Raw genomic sequence first — 18,087 nt, forward strand, 5'->3', positions numbered from 1 at the left:
GTTAAACGATACAATATAAATCACAGTTTTGAATGTATGTTGGGGTAATCAAAACTATGTTAATTTTTGCGCGGTATTATACCTAAGTGCGATGCTAATACCATTTTTATTACCGCTTTGTGATATACAGCCTTTGATATTAAAAACGACAATAAAGCGCGTAATAAAAAACCGCACTCTACAGCGCGGTTGATTAAGTTATGCCAGTTCTTGTGATGCAAGGTACTCTTCGTAACTACCTCTAAAGTCAATTACTTTCCCGTCTTTTATCTCCCAAATTCGGGTCGCAAGTGATGATACGAACTGTCGATCGTGAGATACAAAAAATAACGTGCCTTCGTACTGCTCTAACGCTAAGTTTAATGCTTCAATTGACTCCATGTCCATGTGGTTTGTTGGTTCATCCATCAATAACATGTTGTGTTTGAACATCATTAACTTACCAAAAAGCATACGACCTTGTTCACCACCTGAAAGCACTTTCACCGACTTCTTAATGTCATTTTGAGAGAACAGCATGCGACCTAAATAACTGCGAATAACTTGCTCGTCGTCCCCTTCTTGCTGCCATTGCTCCATCCACTCAAAGACGGTCATATCTTTGTCAAATTCATCAGCATGATCTTGCGCATAATAACCAATATTGGCATTTTCAGACCATTTAAAGTCACCTTCTTTTAGGCCAAGTCTACCAGCAAAAGAATGCAATAGTGTTGATTTACCAACCCCATTCTCACCAATGATCGCGATGCGTTCACCTACTTCAACTAACCCTTCAAGCCCTGAAAATAATAATTCATCATAGCCTTGGCCAACGTTATTAAGTTCAAGTGCGTTTCTGAAAAGTTGTTTTGACTGTTCAAAACGGATGAACGGTGACTGACGAGATGATGCTTTAACATCATCTAGCTGAATTTTATCTATTTGTTTAGCTCGAGAAGTCGCCTGTTTAGCTTTCGATGCATTGGCAGAAAAGCGTGATACAAACTGTTGTAGCTCCGCAATTTGCGCCTTTTTCTTGGCATTTTCACTGAGTAGTTTTTCACGTGCTTGTGTTGCCGCGAACATATATTCGTCATAATTGCCCGGATAAACACGTAACTCACCATAATCTATGTCAGCCATATGTGTACACACTGAATTTAAGAAATGCCGATCGTGGGAAATAATAAGCATAGTGCAATCACGTTGATTTAAAACGTCTTCCAACCACTTGATAGTATAGATATCTAAGTTGTTGGTTGGTTCGTCTAGCAGCATGATATCTGGATCAGCAAACAACACCTGCGCTAACAGCACTCGCAGTTTAAAACCAGGCGCAACTTCAGACATTAAACCATAGTGTTGCTCAGTTGGAATCCCCACACCTAACAGCAATTCACCTGCTTTAGCTTCGGCGGAGTAACCATCCATTTCTGCAAATTCCGTTTCAAGATCTGCGACCTTCATCCCGTCTTCTTCACTCATCTCTGGTAATGAGTAAATACGATCTCGTTCTGCTTTTATGCTCCAGAGTTCTTTGTGACCCATAATAACCGTGTCAACAACGGAGTACTCTTCGTAAGCAAATTGGTCCTGATTTAATTTAGCTAGACGGGTGTTAGGTGACACACTTACGTTACCAGCGCTGGCTTCAAGTTCGCCACCAAGGATCTTCATTAATGTAGATTTACCACAACCGTTTGCACCGATAAGGCCATAGCGATTGCCATCTCCAAATTTTACAGAGATATTTTCGAATAATGGTTTTGCACCAAACTGCATGGTGACGTTAGCTGCGCTTAAAATAACAGGCTCCTCAGGATTATCTGAATTTACATTTTATCAGTGCTTGATTTTAAACTAAACGCGCGCGTAAAACCACGAAAGTTCATAGTGAAGTACTTGCTTTATGCTTTCTAAATGTATTTTTTATTGGGGTTCAACCATTCTCCAGCGTTCCACAGCAATTAAATACCGATATTAAAAAAGAGTAGCAACATACCTGCTGGGCATAGCACCTCCTTCTAATAGCGAGCGTAATCGCAATGGATGAAAGTAAATAACTGAAAATAGTCCATGTCCAAATATCTGAGACACAGCACGTTACTTTAAATTGAGCGCACTCATAAACATAGTTGAGTGCGCTCATAAAATAAGCATTTTATGTGTTTGTATAAAAATAGTGCTAAGATATTTGCTTCTTCGGATAGGGACTATTATGAATAAAAGAGAAAAAACATACTCTGCAATTTTAAACGCAAGCTGGGACCTATTTAACGAGTATGGGTACCACGACACCACAACTCGGCAAATTTCACAATATGCTGGTGTAGCAACTGGCACGGTGTTTAGCCATTTCCCGTCAAAAGCCGACATACTGAAAGTCGCAATGTATCGCAAAATAGACTCGGTAATACAGGAGGCGGCAGAAACAGATACGCACCATACACCCAGATTAAAGCTTCGCCATTATGCCAAATATTTGTATGCCTTTTATTTAGAAAATAAAGAGTTTAGTAAAGAGCTAGTGGTTTGCATTTTATGGCAACAAGCGTATTTTCTAGATCAATTGAACGCATTTAAATTAATGCTATATTCCGAACAGCAATACGATGCGACACAGGCAAACGTCATGATGGATTGCTATTTCATGACTTTATTACAAGGGTTATGTGACGACAATACCACTGCACAGGAGATGGTCCGTACTCTCAGCAATAAATTACATTTGATCCAAAAGTAATGTATCTGCTACCTGCTCGTACATAGCATTCGGATCTGCAGCTTCTAAGAGCATGATATATTCATTTACGTTCGATTGCGTAAACATCAAGCGTGTTAATAGTTTTATGCAGTTCTTATTTAAACTCTCAACTTTTGCTCTTACCAGCAAAGGAAGCGCATTCTGTGCGATGTTTTCAACTAAATAGTTAAATAGGCACTCGAGTGCTTCACGCATAATACCTTTTCCCCATTCAGATGGCGCAAGCTCGAAACCTAAAAAGCAATGCTTTTTAATAATATCATGGTCATAAACGCCTAATGTGCCTATAAATTCATTTGATATTTTATTAATAATAACAAAGCGCGTACCTGTTCCCTGATAAGCTTGCTCAAGATCCCATTGGATCAATGATTTTGCTTCATCACGGCTCACTGTTTGCCCATAATCATTATACTGAGCGATCAATGGCTCATTAAGTAACCGCAACAGGGCATCTGTATCTCGATGCGAGATAGGCCTTAAAAATAAACGGGTGGTTTGTAATACCATCGGAGCTACATAGATTGGAAAATTCTATAATTAGTATAAACTATCTGCGCAAAATCAGTCCATCTAGGAAATATAATGTCTGAAGAGTTTAAAGTGATTCAACCCACAACGAAAGTCTACTGCCCTGAACGCGGAGAAGGTTGGACACTAACCGGAATAACAGGTATTGATGAACAAACTTCCGTTATGTTTAATGGAGTCCGCTATACCATTAGTGCAAAAAAAATTGTCGAAGAGCTATTACCTAACTATATAAAAATGAACAACAAAGCGTAAACCCCACAAAAAAACCAACCCTTTAGTACCAAATAAATGTTGATAAAATGTTTTTAAGTGTAGATAATAACCTCAGATTGCAAAGTCAATAACGGAAGCACTCGCCTCAAAGGATTAAGAAATCACACCTGCGATATGGACCGGGTGTGACATTACTTTGTGTTGTATTAGTTGTTCAGGATGAACTACCTTGGATACTACACCATGACAAAAACTTCATTAACCATGCCTGCACTATCACTCATAGCTATTGGTATTTGCGCTCCGAGCTATGCAAACGAATGCCTAGGGGAACTCTATGGGATCAATGCCGGGCGCGGAGATTTAGGTCTACTCTTCAGCCTCAATGAGGAAGTCCAATCAGCACAAGCTAAATCAATAGCTAAGTTCAGCTCTAGTGCACTCGCCTATGATAACAGCAATAACCGAATGTATTATGTCGCCTCTCCGCGCCCAACAGAGTATGAGGTTGACGTGAGTGCCCTGTCGATTAGCGCCGATGAACTTGCACACCTACCAATTAAAGGAAAAAGGTACAAATCAACAAAGTTAGCTTATTATGACTTTACAAGCCAAAGCCATACTATTGTTGGTACAACAAAATCAGTCATAGGCATGGTTTATGATAATCAGAATGATACTTTACTCGCCAGCAGCTACAGTAAGCTGTATCAAATAGACAAGCAAACTGGTGAGGCAACCGAACTTGCGAGTTTAGGTAACCTATCAGGTAAGTATCGTGGTGACTTAGTAATTAAAGGCAGTCAACTGCTGCTCGTTACGTCAAGCTCAACCTACGAAATCAACCGCAGTACCTATGCACTCACTTTGCTTTCTAATCACGGCTTAACTTCAGTTACAGGCGCAACCCTTAATCAAGCAGGCGATGTGGTGATCAGTCGGACACTCATTAACGATCATGGGCACGCTAATAAGTCGCAAATATATATGTTGGAGCCTAATACAGGGTCAACTTGCTTGCTTGCCACTGTGCCCGTTAGATTAAATGATCTAGCAACAAATACTAATCAACCTGTTGCATGCTACACCAACGTGCAATGCGGCACGGCTCCTAAACCCACTTTTTCACTTCAACCCGTCACAGACTCGGTTGTCGAAGGTGGAACACTGACATACAATGCAACAATAAGTACAACATTTACTGAAGATATTACGGTTGCATTGTCGGTAACTGATGGGACAACATCACCAAGTGATTACACATTATCAACGGCATCCGTGACAATTCCGTCTGGTCAAACAAATGCCACCGTCTCTATTCAAACAATTGATAACACTGTACATAGCGCTGATAAAACGCTAACCGTTAATGCTGTTGCACAATCAGGCATTTCTGGCCAAAGCAGTGCCGGTGGCACGATTGTTAATGATGACGCTCCATGCACGCCTGTAAATTACACACGTATTAATTATCAATTCGTTTCCGAGAGCTCCTTATTCAACAATGATTGGGGTATAAAAGTGAATGGCAGTTATGTCAAACTGCTTGATGAGTATGGTGCAAATGGCAGCTATGATGTATTGCAATCGAGCTCAATCTCATACGTTATGGCCATCAATGGTAACAGTGGCCAATTAACGACTAATATGAGGCAAAGTGGTAACATCCAGTATTGGGAAGATCAAAACGATAGTGATTACAATGACTTTGTAGTTAGAGTGTCAACTCAAACTGTACAAAAAGGGTGTAATTAAGCTTCAGTACTATCTCCAACCTGTAGCACGCAAAGCCAAAGTGAACCTTTCACTTTGGCTTTTTATGTATTTAAAGATCAATACCAAATAAGTTGGTCAATGCAGCATGGATCTGCAAGGTAGGGGTTTCTTCTGTGTAAGGCGCAACAGCTAGTAAGGGAGCGCTTATTCGCTGTCGAAGAGACGCTAAATTTTCGTCAAACTCAGCCATATCTCTATCAATCTGATTGGCAATCCAACCCACACACTTTACGCCTTGAGATTGCAATACTTGCATCGTCAAAAGTGTATGGTTAAGGCAGCCAAGTTTCATACCTACGACCAGTATGACAGGTAATTGCTCAGCAATTACCCAGTCGTAAAGGTATTGTGTATCATTGATTGGTAACGCCCAACCGCCAGCACCTTCCACGAGTCTAAATTCAGCACCCAGGTCATCTAATGCGAGATAATGCTTGCGCAAGACTTGAACAGAAACTTCAACACCAGCCCGTTTTGCAGCAATATGTGGTGCAATTGGAGGGGCAAAACAAATAGGATTTATTTGCTCATATTTACCGTGTACCGACGCACATTCCATTAGGCTGAGTGCATCTTCGTTGACTAATTGGCCAAAAGCTTCCTCAGCCCCTGCTGCTATGGGTTTAAAGCCCAAAGCTTTCCGCTTGTGCTTGGCTAAAAACTTCAGTAACAAAGAGGTTACGTAGGTTTTTCCAACCTCAGTATCTGTACCTGTAATAAAAAATGCGCTCATCGTTTGAATAACTCCAATAGTGCGACTTGGTAGGTCACAGGCGCACAGCTATCTGTAATTGGATACCCATCAAGTACTTTTCTGTACGCTTTTCGCCCCATCAAGCCTTTCTTTTCTCGGCTACCTTGTAACTTATTTGCCCCAATATGTTTGATTGATTGTATTGCTGCTTTCGCATCAGGATACTCGTCTACCAACGCAATTTGCTTAGCACTGCCAATGTCGAAGCCAGCCTCTGCTGCATACCCAATCAGTGCCGATAAAGTCAAAAAGTGATTAACATGTGTTTCACAATCATTTGCCTGCCATGCTACCGCTATCTCATTTAGCGAACCAGTTAATACAGATGATAGGACAACTTGCCCTCCTGACTTACACACTCTCGCCAATTCTGTAAACAACTGAGCTGGGGACTGACTCCATTGAATTGCAAAATTTGAAAACACCGCGTCAAAAGTTTCAGATTGAAATGGCAAAGCATCCATATCAGCGCACACACGTCCTGTCATATTTGGCCCCTGCATTAACATGGCATGACTCAAATCCATATGTACTACATCGGCGGCCCGGGCTGCTAATATATCATGGTGTAATAGTGGCCCCGCCCCCAAGTCTAGTATATACCGATTACTTAAACGCAACTTAGTGAATAATAATGCCGCTGCTTTTGTTTGTACTTTTGCATATTTACCATAATTATCAGCCGCTTTAGAGAAGCATTCTGCCGTGTGTTGTTTAATAGCATCTGACATTACACTGCTTTTTGGTGAGTGGCGGTTCATAATACCTCCCCCAAAACTTGTACTAAATAGTGTATATCATCACTTTTGTGGGCTGCTGTTAAGGTAACTCTAAGCCGTGCCGTATTGTGAGGTACCGTCGGTGGCCTAATGGCCGTAAGCCAAATATTATGTTGTTTAAGCTTTCTCTGAGCGTTTAAAGCATTCTCAGCGGATCCTAACACAATAGGTTGTATTGGTGTGTTCGATGTCAACAAAGGGATATTTACGTTTGCACATAACTGTTGAAATAGCGCAATATTTTGTTGTAGCTGAGTCCGCGCGTCATCTGCATTAATCACTTTATCTAACTGTTGTAACGCACTATGTGCCATGACTGGCGACATTGCGGTAGAGTATATGTAATCCCTATTTACCTGTACTAGATAGTCAATAACATCATGGCTAGCCAATACTGCAGCGCCTTGGCAAGCCATTGCTTTACCAAATGTGATCACTAATATGTCCGGTTTATTCTGTGTTTGTGCACTACCTAGTCCCTGCTTCCCGGTAATACCAAAAGCGTGCGCATCATCAATCATTAACCAAGCATTGTGCTGCTGCTTTAATGCATGTAACTGCGCTAATGGCGCGCTATCACCATCCATTGAAAACACCCCTTCACTCACGATTAACTTATTTAATGCGTTACTTTTTTCTAACCGTGCTCGCAAGTGATTCATATCATTGTGATTAAATCGAATGTGCCTTGCATCACTGTGCGATGCGCCATCAATTAAACTGGCATGATTGAGCTTGTCTTGAAAAATAGCACTGTCTTTTGCAACTGATTGTTCATTAAAAAGCGCTTTTAATACACTGCTATTCGCGCTAAACCCACTGCTAAATAACATTGCATCATCGTAACCCAGCAATTGACATAAAGCATGCTCTAGCTTTTTATGAACATCTAAATATCCCGTTACTAATGAAGAACTTCGGCTCCCCGATAATACGTCGTTAGCCAAAACCGGGCCACCTAAGCCTAAATAATCATTGCTGGCAAAGTTCAAGTAACGTTTTGAGTCAACGTTAATATACCTTGCATCACTGCTTTGTATACATATACGACGGCGTAGCAACGACTTAGTACGTCGTTGCTCGATACTGTGCTGAATAAAATCAAACGCCATTAATTTGCTTCGTAAAATAGCTCTGAGGTTGCTTTATCAGCGATGGCTGAAGATAGAGATGCCTCATAAGCTTCATCAGAATAATCATGACGTTCTTCAGGCTTCATTCCTAATTTTTTCAGTAAGTTCATATCTGCATCCGCTTCAGGATTTTCAGTAGTCAGCAGTTTGTCACCATAAAATATTGAATTGGCACCAGCGAAGAAACACATTGACTGCATTTGCTCATTCATTGCCGTGCGACCTGCAGAGAGTCGTACGTAACTAAATGGCATCATAATGCGCGCTACTGCAATTGTGCGAATAAATTCGAAATGATCTAAATCATCCACATCTTCCAGTGGCGTCCCTTTAACTTTAACCAGCATGTTAATTGGTACACTTTCTGGTTGTTGGTCTAAATTCGCTAATTGAATTAGTAAGCCGAAACGGTCAGACGCTTGCTCACCCATACCAACGATACCACCAGAGCATACTTTCATGCCTGCATCGCGTACATGGTCAATGGTATCAAGTCTGTCTTGATAAGTGCGGGTTGTTATTATTTGCTGGTAATATTCTGGTGAAGTATCTAAATTGTGGTTGTAGTAATCTAGCCCAGCGTTTTTAAGCGAGTGAGCCTTATCATTGTCTAGCATGCCTAATGTCATGCAGGTTTCTAAACCCAACTCTTTAACTTCTTTAACCATTTTCTCTATATATGGCATATCACGGTCTTTAGGATCTGACCATGCAGCACCCATACAAAAACGCGTTGCACCTTTATTCTTAGCTAAACGCGCTTGCTCCACCACTTTCTCAACTTCCATCAAACGTTCACGTTCAAGGTCTGTTTTATAATGACCTGACTGAGGGCAGTATTTACAATCTTCAGGGCACGCCCCTGTTTTTATTGATAGCAAGGTTGAGATTTGCACTTCATTGGGATTAAAATTTTCGCGATGAATACTTGCAGCCCTAAATAGTAAATCATTAAATGGCATTTCAAATAGTGCTTTTACTTCTTTATGAGTCCAATCGTGGCGAACTGTGATCATATTGTTTCTCTTTATTCTTGTAGCAAGTGTCTAAATTATGTGCACTTAACTTGACGGTGATTGGCTTAGTCTACTGAGTGACGTAGTATTGTCAACGACAAAGCAAGCAGCAGGGTTTACAAGTGAGTGAAAATAACGCAGTTGATTTAGATTTTGACAAAGAGCATATTTGGCATCCTTATACATCCATGATTGACCCACTCCCCGTTTACCCGGTGAGTCATACGGATGCCGCACATATATATTTAGAAACTGGAGAACAACTCATCGATGGCATGGCATCTTGGTGGAGTGCGATTCACGGCTATAATCACCCAAAACTTGTGCAAGCCATCACTGAACAAGCGCAGTCTATGAGCCATGTCATGTTCGGTAGTATTACGCATGCGCCAGCGATCAATTTATGCAAAAAGTTAATCCACATAACGCCAGAGCCATTACAAAAAGTATTTTTGGCTGATAGTGGCTCGGTCAGTGTTGAAGTGGCTATTAAAATGGCGCTACAATTTTGGATGAGTCAAGGGACGCAACATAAAACGAAACTAATGACGGCAAGAAAGGGTTACCATGGAGATACCTTTGCGGCAATGAGCGTATGTGATCCCGTTAATTCAATGCACAGTATGTACCAAGGTTTTTTACCAGAACATGTTTTTGTGCCGGCACCAGCATCATCATTTGGCGGTAATATTAATCATGATGAATTAGTAGAATTAGAAAATAGCTTTAAGTTACATCATCATGAAGTCGCGGCGTTCATTATCGAGCCTATAGTTCAAAATGCAGGCGGCATGAATTTCTACCACCCTGCTTATTTAAAAGAGCTACGCATACTCTGTGATAAATATAATGTGTTATTGATCCTCGATGAAATAGCAACAGGTTTTGGCCGTACAGGGAAATTGTTTGCTTGTGAACATGCGAACATAAGTCCAGACATACTGTGCATAGGCAAAGCCTTAACCGGTGGAACCATGACACTATCTGCAACACTTACCACAAACCATGTCGCCACCGAAATAAGTAAAGGCAATGCCGGTGTACTTATGCATGGACCCACATTTATGGGCAACCCATTAGCCTGTGCTGTGGCGTCAGCAAGCATTGATTTATTATTTGAAAATAACTGGGAAGCGCAAGTAACGAGGTTATTTGGTGCAATGCAACATCTTCGTTTGTGTGAAGAACTCGACGCAGTAGAAAATGTGAGAATACTCGGAGCTATAGGTGTGGTGGAAGTAAAGCACACCGTCAATGTTGCCAAAATTCAGCGATACTTTATAGACCAAGGACTATGGATCAGACCTTTTGGCAAGTTAATTTATATTATGCCTCCTTACATTACGTCAAACCAACAAATTCACGCCCTATGTAATGGTATTTATACTGCTTTAGAGCAACAACAGTATTAAAAGACTATGCTCTAAGGGAATAGGGCTAACGGTTTTATTGACTTAACCCAGTTTATCAAATTATTGCAAATTCTAGTATTTACACTGAAATTTGTTCCTAAAGATGATAGACTACGCCCTTTTTGAATCTAGCAAGCTTAAAAGGGCAAATATGCATCAAACCGTCAAATTGCAGCCAGTCGAAGCGTATAAAGCGCCTCGATTTACCGTTTATCAACATCGTCAAATCGACAAGATTGAACAGCTAGACAAACTACCAGAGCACCTTCGTTTTGAAATGAAAGTTGTGGCTAACGTCTTCCCATTTCGGGTAAACAATTTTGTTATCGAGGAATTAATAGATTGGGACAAGGTGCCCAACGATCCAGTATTTCAGCTTACCTTCCCTCAACGTGGTATGCTTGATGATGAATCTTATGATGAAATGGCTGCTTTGTTGCAAGGCGATCATACTCCTGAAGATGTGTTTAATCTTGCCACAGAACTTCGCCAAAAGTTCAACGCACACCCTGCGGGGCAAATGGAAAAAAACGTACCTGAATACGAAGGCGAACGGGTTGACGGTATTCAGCATAAATACAAAGAAACCGTCTTATTTTTCCCTTCTCAAGGTCAATATTGTCATTCTTATTGTACTTTTTGTTTCCGCTGGGCCCAATTTGTAGGCAAAGCAACTCGATTCAACAATAATGATGAAGAACTGTTACATAATTATCTTGCAGAACACACCGAAGTCACTGATTTACTTATGACCGGTGGTGATCCGATGGTAATGCGTACCGTTAAATTGCGTAAATATTTAGAAGCATTAAAAGAACCCCGCTTTGATCATATTCGCACTATTCGTATTGGTACTAAATCTTTAACGTTCTGGCCATTCCGTTACGTTACTGATCCAGATGCACAAGAGTTACTCGCGCTTCTTAAGGAGCTGGTTGATGCAGGCAAACATGTATCGATCATGGCGCATATCAACCATAAGCAAGAGTTGCGTACCGAAGTAACTAAAGAAGCCATCCGTTTGATCCGTCAAACTGGTGCCCAAATAAGAACCCAAGCCCCTCTTCTGAACAACATCAATACAGACCCTAAAATGTGGTCTGAAATGTGGAAAGAACAAACTCAAATGGGCATGATCCCTTATTATATGTTCATTGAGCGTGATACCGGTGCCAAGCGTTACTTTGAGTTGCCTCTTTATAAAAACTGGGAAATATTCCGTGAGGCATATAAAGAAGTATCTGGCGTAAGTAGAACTGTGAGAGGCCCATCAATGAGCGCTGGGCCCGGTAAAGTAGAGGTATCAGGTGTCAGTGAAATAAACGGTGAGAAAGTATTTGTTTTACGCTTTATTCAAGCCAGAAACCCTGATTGGGTACAGCGGCCTTTCTTTGCAAAATACGACGAGAAAGCCACTTGGCTTGATGGCTTAGTCCCCGCGTTTGGAGAAGAAAAATTCTTCTGGCAAGATGAATACGACGCAATGTAAATATTTATATATACATTAAACAGATGCATTACAAAGCCGATTAAATAGCAGTTTCAATTTTATCGGCTTTGTAAATCAACATACATTTTTGCTCACGTGCCATCAGGCTTAATGACAAACCCTTTCTCAATACCACTTTTGAACCCTACAGACTCATAAACACGGTGCGCCGCAGTTAATTTTTCACCCGATAATAGCATCACTTTACAACAACCTAGCTGCCATGCCAACGCAACAGCATATTCTAATACCTGACGACTTAACCCTTGTCTACGAAACTCACTTCCTGTGATTACATGTTCTATGATTGCAAATGGTTTTCCACCATTTGCAATGCTTCTATTTAAACCTAACGCACACGTTGCGGCTATCTTCCTCCCTGCTTCTGCAACAATTATATGGGAATGCTCATCATCTATTAATTCCGCCCATTTCTTTTTCATAACTTCCGGTTTAAGTACTGGATCATGTGGCCTAAGCTCCTCATACAACCCCAATACACCAATTAAATCATTTATATTTGCTAATCTGATCATAACCGCCACTGATTTATCGTTCTATCACTATGAAACGGCTTATTAGACACCACCTCACAGTACATTTGTCCCTAAATTTTGACCATAAATAAAATTTACTAGTGCGTCAACCATCTACTCCCCCGTTACTTATTTTTGGCCGCATGATTTGCTTCATTAAACGTTGTTTATATAAAGGAAAGAAAATCCACCCAAATGAATTAAGCCAAGACTAAATTTGGCTCAGAGTACCTATTTAACTGCTAATTATTTAACCTTTCTCAATAAATATTAAAAACAAATAAACTTTATTGTAATAAAAACAACATTAAATTTTTGCATACTGTGAATGTATTTATTTACCTACAAACAATTAGTTAGGTAAATGGCATGGGTTTATGTAACTTGGTTTGTTACATTTTTATTGCAGGAAATGTCAACATGTGAAAATAAAGTATTTTTGATCTGAATCAAACTATGTTTAAATTGCTTTTCAAGGACTCAAAAACTTATTCTTTTAATAACAATAAGTTTGCTACATGGAGGTGTATTTTAAGAACAACAATCATTGTGGTAATCAATATGAATAACAAACTACTTTTATCTGCAGTACTCGCACTATCATCAACATCTTTACTTGCGTCTAACCAAACATTTCAAGCCAGCATCAATGGTTGGAGTGAACCCACATTTGCAGAAACAAATGCGCTACATTTCGGTAAGATTCGTCTTGCTGCAGGGTCTGCCTGTACCATGGATAACGCAGGGGCGGTAACCGGCGACTGTGATGCATCTGATGCAAATATTCAACTTGGTGGTATTACAGTGTCGGGTTTAGCACCAAACTCGGCAATGAATATTACCGTTTCAGGTAGTTCAAGCGCCAATTTAACTTTTGCACCAGCAACGACCGCAACTGACGGTACATCAACGGAAACCACTGCGGATGGCGTTGCAAGTGCATTCACAACTGATGGTTCTGCGTCTGATATTACTATCAATGTATACGGTCAAATGACGGTTGATACAGCACTAACGGCTGGTGGTGACTATGACGTAGACTATACTGTAGATGTGTCATTTCAATAAATTTATGACCTTTATTCAATGGGTTAAATAATTTTTCCTCATTCGAACTTGTGGAATATCACTCCGCAAGTTCATTTCTTTTTTTTAGTCTGTAAGCTGTATTATGACCTGCAAAAAACACATCGCTCTTGTGCTCGTTTTATCATTAGTATTCTCCAGTAAGGTATTCGCCAATTTAGCACTATCGGAATACCGTTTATATTTTGATAATCGTACAAAAAATAATTCTCTTATGATCAGGAATACATCTGGTAAAACGTTAGATTTTAGATTAGTACTTACGCATAAAGATATGACGGAAGACGGCGCACTCATTGATGTACCACTGTCTGAAGTTACAGGACGCTCCGCCAAAGGCATGCTCAGATTTTCTCCAAGAAGAGGCCAAATTGCAGCTAAAGAAGTACAAGCTATTCGAATGACGGTTCGTAAAAAAGCCGACTTAGCGCATGGTGAATACAGAGCAGTTTTAAGGATCATCGCCTCGGAATCTCAAGACCCGAATGCCTCAGGGATCAGTATCAAGCCCAAAGTTGCCTATAGTGTCCCCGTCATAGTAAGGCATGGTCAACTAGAGGTTAGTTCTCAACTTATCAATCCACAACTTGTTACACAAAATGGCCGCTCGAATGTGTTGGTATGGCAAACTCTTCAAGGCAATCGCTCTTTATACGGTGATTTCAAAATACTGGATAGTGACAAACAAATTGTAGGTGAAATCAGAAACGTGGGTGTATATACGCCACTGAATAGACGGAAAGTGTTCATCCCACTACAAACGCCAGTTCAAGGGCCGGTCACGATTCAATATATTGAGAATAATAAGTATGGCGGTTCTATTGAGTTAGAAGTACCGATGCAACTTTAGGCGCTACTTCAACTTGATCAACACATTATTATATAGACTACAGCTTATCGTGATTGTGGGCTGTATTCTCTTTAGTTTGCCATTACACGCACAACCGTTACAGCCTTTGTATCAGTGGACTGTTGACGATGACGCTTTTGTCATCGTCAATGTTAAATTGAATGGCAGCTCGGTCATATCCGATATGGAGGCGTACTACACAAAAGATAATCGACTGTTAATGCCAATACACTCGGTGAGCACAACATTAGGTATTACATTAACCATAAAAAACAACATGCTCATAGGCCAACTAGAACATAGTGACAACCCCTTTTCAGCGGTATTACACAACAATGGGGGCGCTCAAAACGCATGGCTTTGGGCAAAAGACGACTTTGATCATTATATTGACCTCGAGATATTAAATAGCGTATTAAAAACTCAATCTAAATTTAACTACTCACTCATGCAGCTTTCTTTTACAAGTTCGCTTTTAAAAGCTAAAAATAATAACGCGACAACTACACCTGTTAGTTATCGTAATAAGGCCATCCAATTTGACCACAGTATGCCTGATTTATACCAAACAATTTCCTACCCTATTACTGAATACGCATTAAATACCGGTTATAGCTCGCGTACAAAACGCTCAAAAGGGTTAGTGAGACTTAACAGTTACTTTGACTTACTTGAACATCAAGCCGAGTTGCGCTTTAACCAAAATAAGAATCAAACCAGTACTTTTTTCAAAGTTAAAAAACACATTGATTTATTTAATAGTGATGAGCGACTTATCAATACCCATTATCAAGTGGGTGATATTCAATCTAGCAGAGATCCACTGGTCATGTCTGCGACTCAAGGTCGTGGCGTTACCTTCTCAAATACAAATCCAAATACATCGCAAAGTTTCTCGACCATAACCATCGAGGAACCCACCCTCCCAGGTTGGATAGCCGAACTCTACCGCAATGGGCAATACATTGCGTCATCAGTTTCCCAGAATGAGAATGTAGTCCGCTTCGAAGACATTGAAACCTTCTATGGTAACAACGTATTTGAGATCAGACTATTCGGCCCACAAGGCGAACAACTCACTAAGAAACAAAAAGTAACCGTGGGCGAAAATGCACTTGCTCCAGGTAAATTCAGCTATAAACTTGAAGCGATAGATGCCCAAAAAAGTTTATTCGGTAATAAACAGTCTAGTACAACGCCTTTTGAACACGCTTTAAATGCTAACCTTTCATATGGTTTAACTGACAAACTCACGTTCGACTCAAGTATAAGTGCCTTAAATGCCGAACATCCTAATCGCTATATAAGTGCGGGCATTAATGGAATTTCTGATAGTGGCAGCTACAAAGTCATTGCTGCCAAACAACTCTCAGCTGGGCACGCATTATTTACCGGTTATCGAGGTATCATAACTGGTCTAACGGACCATGACATTAACATCAATGCACAGGCGAGTGTAATCGACAACTTTACCAGCGCTATTTTCTCAAAACAAAAACACTTACTTAAAAGGCGCATGTCTGTGTCTCTTAATGGAAAGTCATCATGGATAAGTGACCTTAATTGGGACTTTCGTTGGCTCAATGAACATCGAAATAACAAGTCCGAACGTAATATTACCTCTTTTGGCGTCAATAAGAATTACCTCGGTGGCACCTGGTCGAGTCAATTTCAGTATGATGACTCTCAAGATATGCTGACAAACCGTGCTTATTGGTCTCTTGATCTCAAAGGCTGGCGATGGACAAATTCAGTTGATTGGCTGCCAGTAAATGACCGTAAATTGAAGAGTTTCAGAAGCAATTTACGGTGGCCACAAACCCAAGATAGCTTCAACCAAACTCAAATCTCATTCAACCCAAATGCCAATGCTAAATTATTGCTAGGGCATCAATACACTTATCGACATCATGATTTTAATGTTAACTTTTCAGGTCAATACGACAGTGAAGATGATTGGCAAATATCGGTTGGTTTAAGCGGTACATTCAGTTTTGACCATGTTGAAAACACATTTGAGTTTGACTCTCCTAGGGCACTTAGTAGTGGGCAACTTGAAGTATTGTCATTCGTTGATTGGAATAATAACCAAGTCTTTGATAGCGACGATCAACCTGTTTCTGATGCTATTTTAACGGGTAATTATCGCTGGAAAGACCTAAAAACCAATGATAATGGTCGAATACTGTTACCCAGCAGCAGTGGAGGACAAATTTTGGAAGTCGACGTTCGTTCACTCTCCAACCCATACTATCAGTCATCATATGGTAAAATAAAAACCCTCTCGCACCGTGGCGGCATTAGTCGAGTGAATGTACCCATCTCTGTTTTCAATGAGGTTGAAGGCACACTCTATTTTGCAAATTCAAATGCAAGTAAGCCAGCTTCTGGGGTGTCTGTTATGCTATTAGATGTAAATGGTGATATTCAATATGAGACAATCTCAGAATATGACGGATACTACTTTTTCTCCAATGTTTCTGCCGGTAAGTACACGGTTAAAATAGAGTCTAACCAGCTTAACATTGCTAATTTAATAGTTAAAAACCTACCTAATGAAATAATAACACCAAAAACTGGTGACACACTGATCCTAAAAGATATCATTTTATTGGAACAGCATGAGCCGCTAGAGCACTCTCATATACTGACAAAACAAGATATTTCTGAGAATAGCTACTTTGTACAGCTCGGTGTTTTCAAAAAGTTCTCTTCTGCGCTAATTGTTGCAAAAAACACACCAAATACCCTCAATGCGTTACACATTTATCATAATCAGTTAAATATGAATTACTATTTAGTATCAGGATCATACGCCTCTAAAGCGCTTGCGCAACAGGCTATCAATTCAGTATACGCAGTGCCATCCTTATTCGGCAGTTTCATGGTTGATGCAAGGCGCTATGACGCTAAAACCTGGCATAACCTTGGTACAATTAATCAAGATAGCAACCACCGCTATTTTTTCTGTGAATATGCACGCTACCGGTCAGCAAAACAACTCAATCGTGCTTTAATAAACTCAATAGATCCCCTCTTTATTCTTAAATTAAATCGCAACGCTAAAGCCAATTTTCAAGTGCTTTCTGGTCCACATGATAGCAATAAGGGTAAACAATGTGATCCACATACAAGTCAATTAATCAAATCACCAATAAAGGTTGAAAAGCTCAGTTGGCATGGTGTTATTTCAGGTTTACGAGATGCTCGTGAAAAGGTTACTGCAGAGGATTAAACACCACGTTATGTGTTTTATTGAAGCTATCTAATTGAGAACAATGTACTTCACACTGCGCCCCAAATGACTCTAAAACCCAATTGCTTTCTATTACCTTTATATAACACGCAGATCTAATTTCATCTTGTTTTTTCGCTGAAATCACCCGACACATACTAAAGCTGCCTAATACAGTTATCTGAGCATCAAAATATGACGTTTGTGCAATGACACCCGCTTTAAAACCTTGATTGGTAGCATGAACCCGTTTTTGCAAATTTAATGAGGTGAAAAGCAAGCTTATGAGTAGTGCGGTCAATAATTTATGTTGCATCGTTAAAACTCAGGGTTTATATGCTTATAAGTGTAGTGCAGCATCAACCATTCAACGAATGTGTAGCGCGTCTATTTACAGCACTAAACGCAACACGTACCGCAGCTACCTCACTAAACACGTAAAACCTAAAGACACAAACGCATTACTAGCATTACTAACACTTTTCTGCATCGTGAGACCGTTTCCGAACGGCAAAAGGAACTTCCTAC

Annotated in this window: 16 protein-coding genes; 8 read left to right on the top strand and 8 right to left on the bottom strand. The window is 40.2% G+C overall.

The window, feature by feature from the left end; all coding sequences use genetic code 11:
- Positions 1-198: 198 nt before the first annotated feature.
- Complete coding sequence (locus J8L98_RS18150) at positions 199-1,788, bottom strand: ABC-F family ATPase (protein WP_210997628.1); 1,590 nt, start codon at positions 1,786-1,788, stop codon at positions 199-201.
- A 412-nt stretch (positions 1,789-2,200) separates the two neighbouring features.
- Here J8L98_RS18150 and J8L98_RS18155 point away from each other — a divergent pair, with 412 nt between their 5' ends.
- Positions 2,201-2,725, top strand: coding sequence for a TetR/AcrR family transcriptional regulator (locus J8L98_RS18155; protein ID WP_192507397.1), 525 nt, complete (start codon positions 2,201-2,203; stop codon positions 2,723-2,725).
- On the opposite strand, the gene J8L98_RS18160 is transcribed toward J8L98_RS18155, so the two are convergent.
- On the bottom strand, positions 2,705-3,256 hold the full coding sequence (locus tag J8L98_RS18160) for a GNAT family N-acetyltransferase (protein WP_210997595.1): 552 nt from the start codon (positions 3,254-3,256) through the stop codon (positions 2,705-2,707). The two genes, J8L98_RS18155 and J8L98_RS18160, sit on opposite strands and share 21 nt — an antisense overlap.
- 75 nt (positions 3,257-3,331) lie before the next feature.
- Here J8L98_RS18160 and J8L98_RS18165 point away from each other — a divergent pair, with 75 nt between their 5' ends.
- Together J8L98_RS18165 and J8L98_RS18170 are read left to right on the top strand one after the other, a co-directional pair.
- On the top strand, positions 3,332-3,532 hold the full coding sequence (locus tag J8L98_RS18165; protein WP_192507395.1) for a hypothetical protein: 201 nt from the start codon (positions 3,332-3,334) through the stop codon (positions 3,530-3,532).
- Between the two features lie 204 nt (positions 3,533-3,736).
- A complete protein-coding gene (locus tag J8L98_RS18170) occupies positions 3,737-5,248 on the top strand; it encodes a hemolysin (protein WP_210997596.1) in 1,512 nt (503 codons plus the stop codon).
- 70 nt (positions 5,249-5,318) lie between these two features.
- Here J8L98_RS18170 and bioD read toward each other — a convergent pair whose 3' ends face one another.
- From bioD to bioB, 4 genes are read right to left on the bottom strand one after another with little or no spacing between them, the layout of a single operon-like run.
- Complete coding sequence (bioD, locus tag J8L98_RS18175) at positions 5,319-6,002, bottom strand: dethiobiotin synthase (protein ID WP_210997597.1); 684 nt, start codon at positions 6,000-6,002, stop codon at positions 5,319-5,321.
- Positions 5,999-6,784: a methyltransferase domain-containing protein gene (locus tag J8L98_RS18180; RefSeq protein WP_210997598.1), complete on the bottom strand. Its 786-nt coding sequence runs from the start codon at positions 6,782-6,784 to the stop codon at positions 5,999-6,001. Before J8L98_RS18180 ends, bioD begins: the two co-directional genes overlap by 4 nt.
- Complete coding sequence (locus J8L98_RS18185) at positions 6,781-7,914, bottom strand: 8-amino-7-oxononanoate synthase (protein WP_210997599.1); 1,134 nt, start codon at positions 7,912-7,914, stop codon at positions 6,781-6,783. The genes J8L98_RS18180 and J8L98_RS18185 overlap by 4 nt, the downstream gene beginning before the upstream one ends.
- Complete coding sequence (bioB, locus tag J8L98_RS18190) at positions 7,914-8,951, bottom strand: biotin synthase BioB (RefSeq protein ID WP_210997600.1); 1,038 nt, start codon at positions 8,949-8,951, stop codon at positions 7,914-7,916. The genes J8L98_RS18185 and bioB overlap by 1 nt, the downstream gene beginning before the upstream one ends.
- Before the next feature lie 122 nt (positions 8,952-9,073).
- On the opposite strand from bioB, the gene bioA reads away from it, so the two are divergent.
- Together bioA and J8L98_RS18200 are read left to right on the top strand one after the other, a co-directional pair.
- On the top strand, positions 9,074-10,363 hold the full coding sequence (gene bioA, locus J8L98_RS18195) for an adenosylmethionine--8-amino-7-oxononanoate transaminase (protein ID WP_210997601.1): 1,290 nt from the start codon (positions 9,074-9,076) through the stop codon (positions 10,361-10,363).
- 151 nt (positions 10,364-10,514) lie between these two features.
- Positions 10,515-11,852, top strand: coding sequence for a lysine 2,3-aminomutase (locus J8L98_RS18200; protein ID WP_192507388.1), 1,338 nt, complete (start codon positions 10,515-10,517; stop codon positions 11,850-11,852).
- A 92-nt stretch (positions 11,853-11,944) separates the two neighbouring features.
- Here the strand turns inward: J8L98_RS18200 and J8L98_RS18205 are convergent, their stop codons facing one another.
- A complete protein-coding gene (locus J8L98_RS18205; RefSeq protein ID WP_210997602.1) occupies positions 11,945-12,388 on the bottom strand; it encodes a GNAT family N-acetyltransferase in 444 nt (147 codons plus the stop codon).
- 561 nt (positions 12,389-12,949) lie between these two features.
- Between J8L98_RS18205 and J8L98_RS18210 the strand changes: the two genes are divergently transcribed.
- From J8L98_RS18210 to J8L98_RS18220, 3 genes are all read left to right on the top strand, one after another.
- Positions 12,950-13,456 (top strand): hypothetical protein, encoded by a 507-nt coding sequence (locus J8L98_RS18210; RefSeq protein ID WP_210997603.1) that lies wholly within the window; start codon positions 12,950-12,952, stop codon positions 13,454-13,456.
- Between the two features lie 103 nt (positions 13,457-13,559).
- Complete coding sequence (locus tag J8L98_RS18215) at positions 13,560-14,324, top strand: hypothetical protein (RefSeq protein ID WP_210997604.1); 765 nt, start codon at positions 13,560-13,562, stop codon at positions 14,322-14,324.
- A gap of 13 nt (positions 14,325-14,337) precedes the next feature.
- Positions 14,338-17,559, top strand: coding sequence for a carboxypeptidase-like regulatory domain-containing protein (locus tag J8L98_RS18220; protein WP_210997605.1), 3,222 nt, complete (start codon positions 14,338-14,340; stop codon positions 17,557-17,559).
- Here J8L98_RS18220 and J8L98_RS18225 read toward each other — a convergent pair.
- Positions 17,543-17,875: a hypothetical protein gene (locus tag J8L98_RS18225; protein ID WP_210997606.1), complete on the bottom strand. Its 333-nt coding sequence runs from the start codon at positions 17,873-17,875 to the stop codon at positions 17,543-17,545. The two genes, J8L98_RS18220 and J8L98_RS18225, sit on opposite strands and share 17 nt — an antisense overlap.
- Between the last annotated feature and the right edge of the window lie 212 nt (positions 17,876-18,087).

Origin of the sequence: Pseudoalteromonas sp. MMG013 (assembly GCF_018100885.1) — a bacterium.
GTDB lineage: Bacteria > Pseudomonadota > Gammaproteobacteria > Enterobacterales > Alteromonadaceae > Pseudoalteromonas > Pseudoalteromonas aurantia.

Coding starts and splice junctions, on each gene's coding strand:
- J8L98_RS18170 (WP_210997596.1), top strand. CDS start 3,737: ATGACAAAAACTTCATTAACCATGCCTGCACTATCACTCATAGCTATT.
- J8L98_RS18155 (WP_192507397.1), top strand. CDS start 2,201: ATGAATAAAAGAGAAAAAACATACTCTGCAATTTTAAACGCAAGCTGG.
- bioD (WP_210997597.1), bottom strand. CDS start 6,002: ATGAGCGCATTTTTTATTACAGGTACAGATACTGAGGTTGGAAAAACC.
- bioB (WP_210997600.1), bottom strand. CDS start 8,951: ATGATCACAGTTCGCCACGATTGGACTCATAAAGAAGTAAAAGCACTA.
- J8L98_RS18160 (WP_210997595.1), bottom strand. CDS start 3,256: ATGGTATTACAAACCACCCGTTTATTTTTAAGGCCTATCTCGCATCGA.
- J8L98_RS18205 (WP_210997602.1), bottom strand. CDS start 12,388: ATGATCAGATTAGCAAATATAAATGATTTAATTGGTGTATTGGGGTTG.
- J8L98_RS18215 (WP_210997604.1), top strand. CDS start 13,560: ATGACCTGCAAAAAACACATCGCTCTTGTGCTCGTTTTATCATTAGTA.
- J8L98_RS18185 (WP_210997599.1), bottom strand. CDS start 7,914: ATGGCGTTTGATTTTATTCAGCACAGTATCGAGCAACGACGTACTAAG.
- J8L98_RS18180 (WP_210997598.1), bottom strand. CDS start 6,784: ATGAACCGCCACTCACCAAAAAGCAGTGTAATGTCAGATGCTATTAAA.
- J8L98_RS18210 (WP_210997603.1), top strand. CDS start 12,950: ATGAATAACAAACTACTTTTATCTGCAGTACTCGCACTATCATCAACA.
- J8L98_RS18165 (WP_192507395.1), top strand. CDS start 3,332: ATGTCTGAAGAGTTTAAAGTGATTCAACCCACAACGAAAGTCTACTGC.
- J8L98_RS18200 (WP_192507388.1), top strand. CDS start 10,515: ATGCATCAAACCGTCAAATTGCAGCCAGTCGAAGCGTATAAAGCGCCT.
- J8L98_RS18225 (WP_210997606.1), bottom strand. CDS start 17,875: ATGCAACATAAATTATTGACCGCACTACTCATAAGCTTGCTTTTCACC.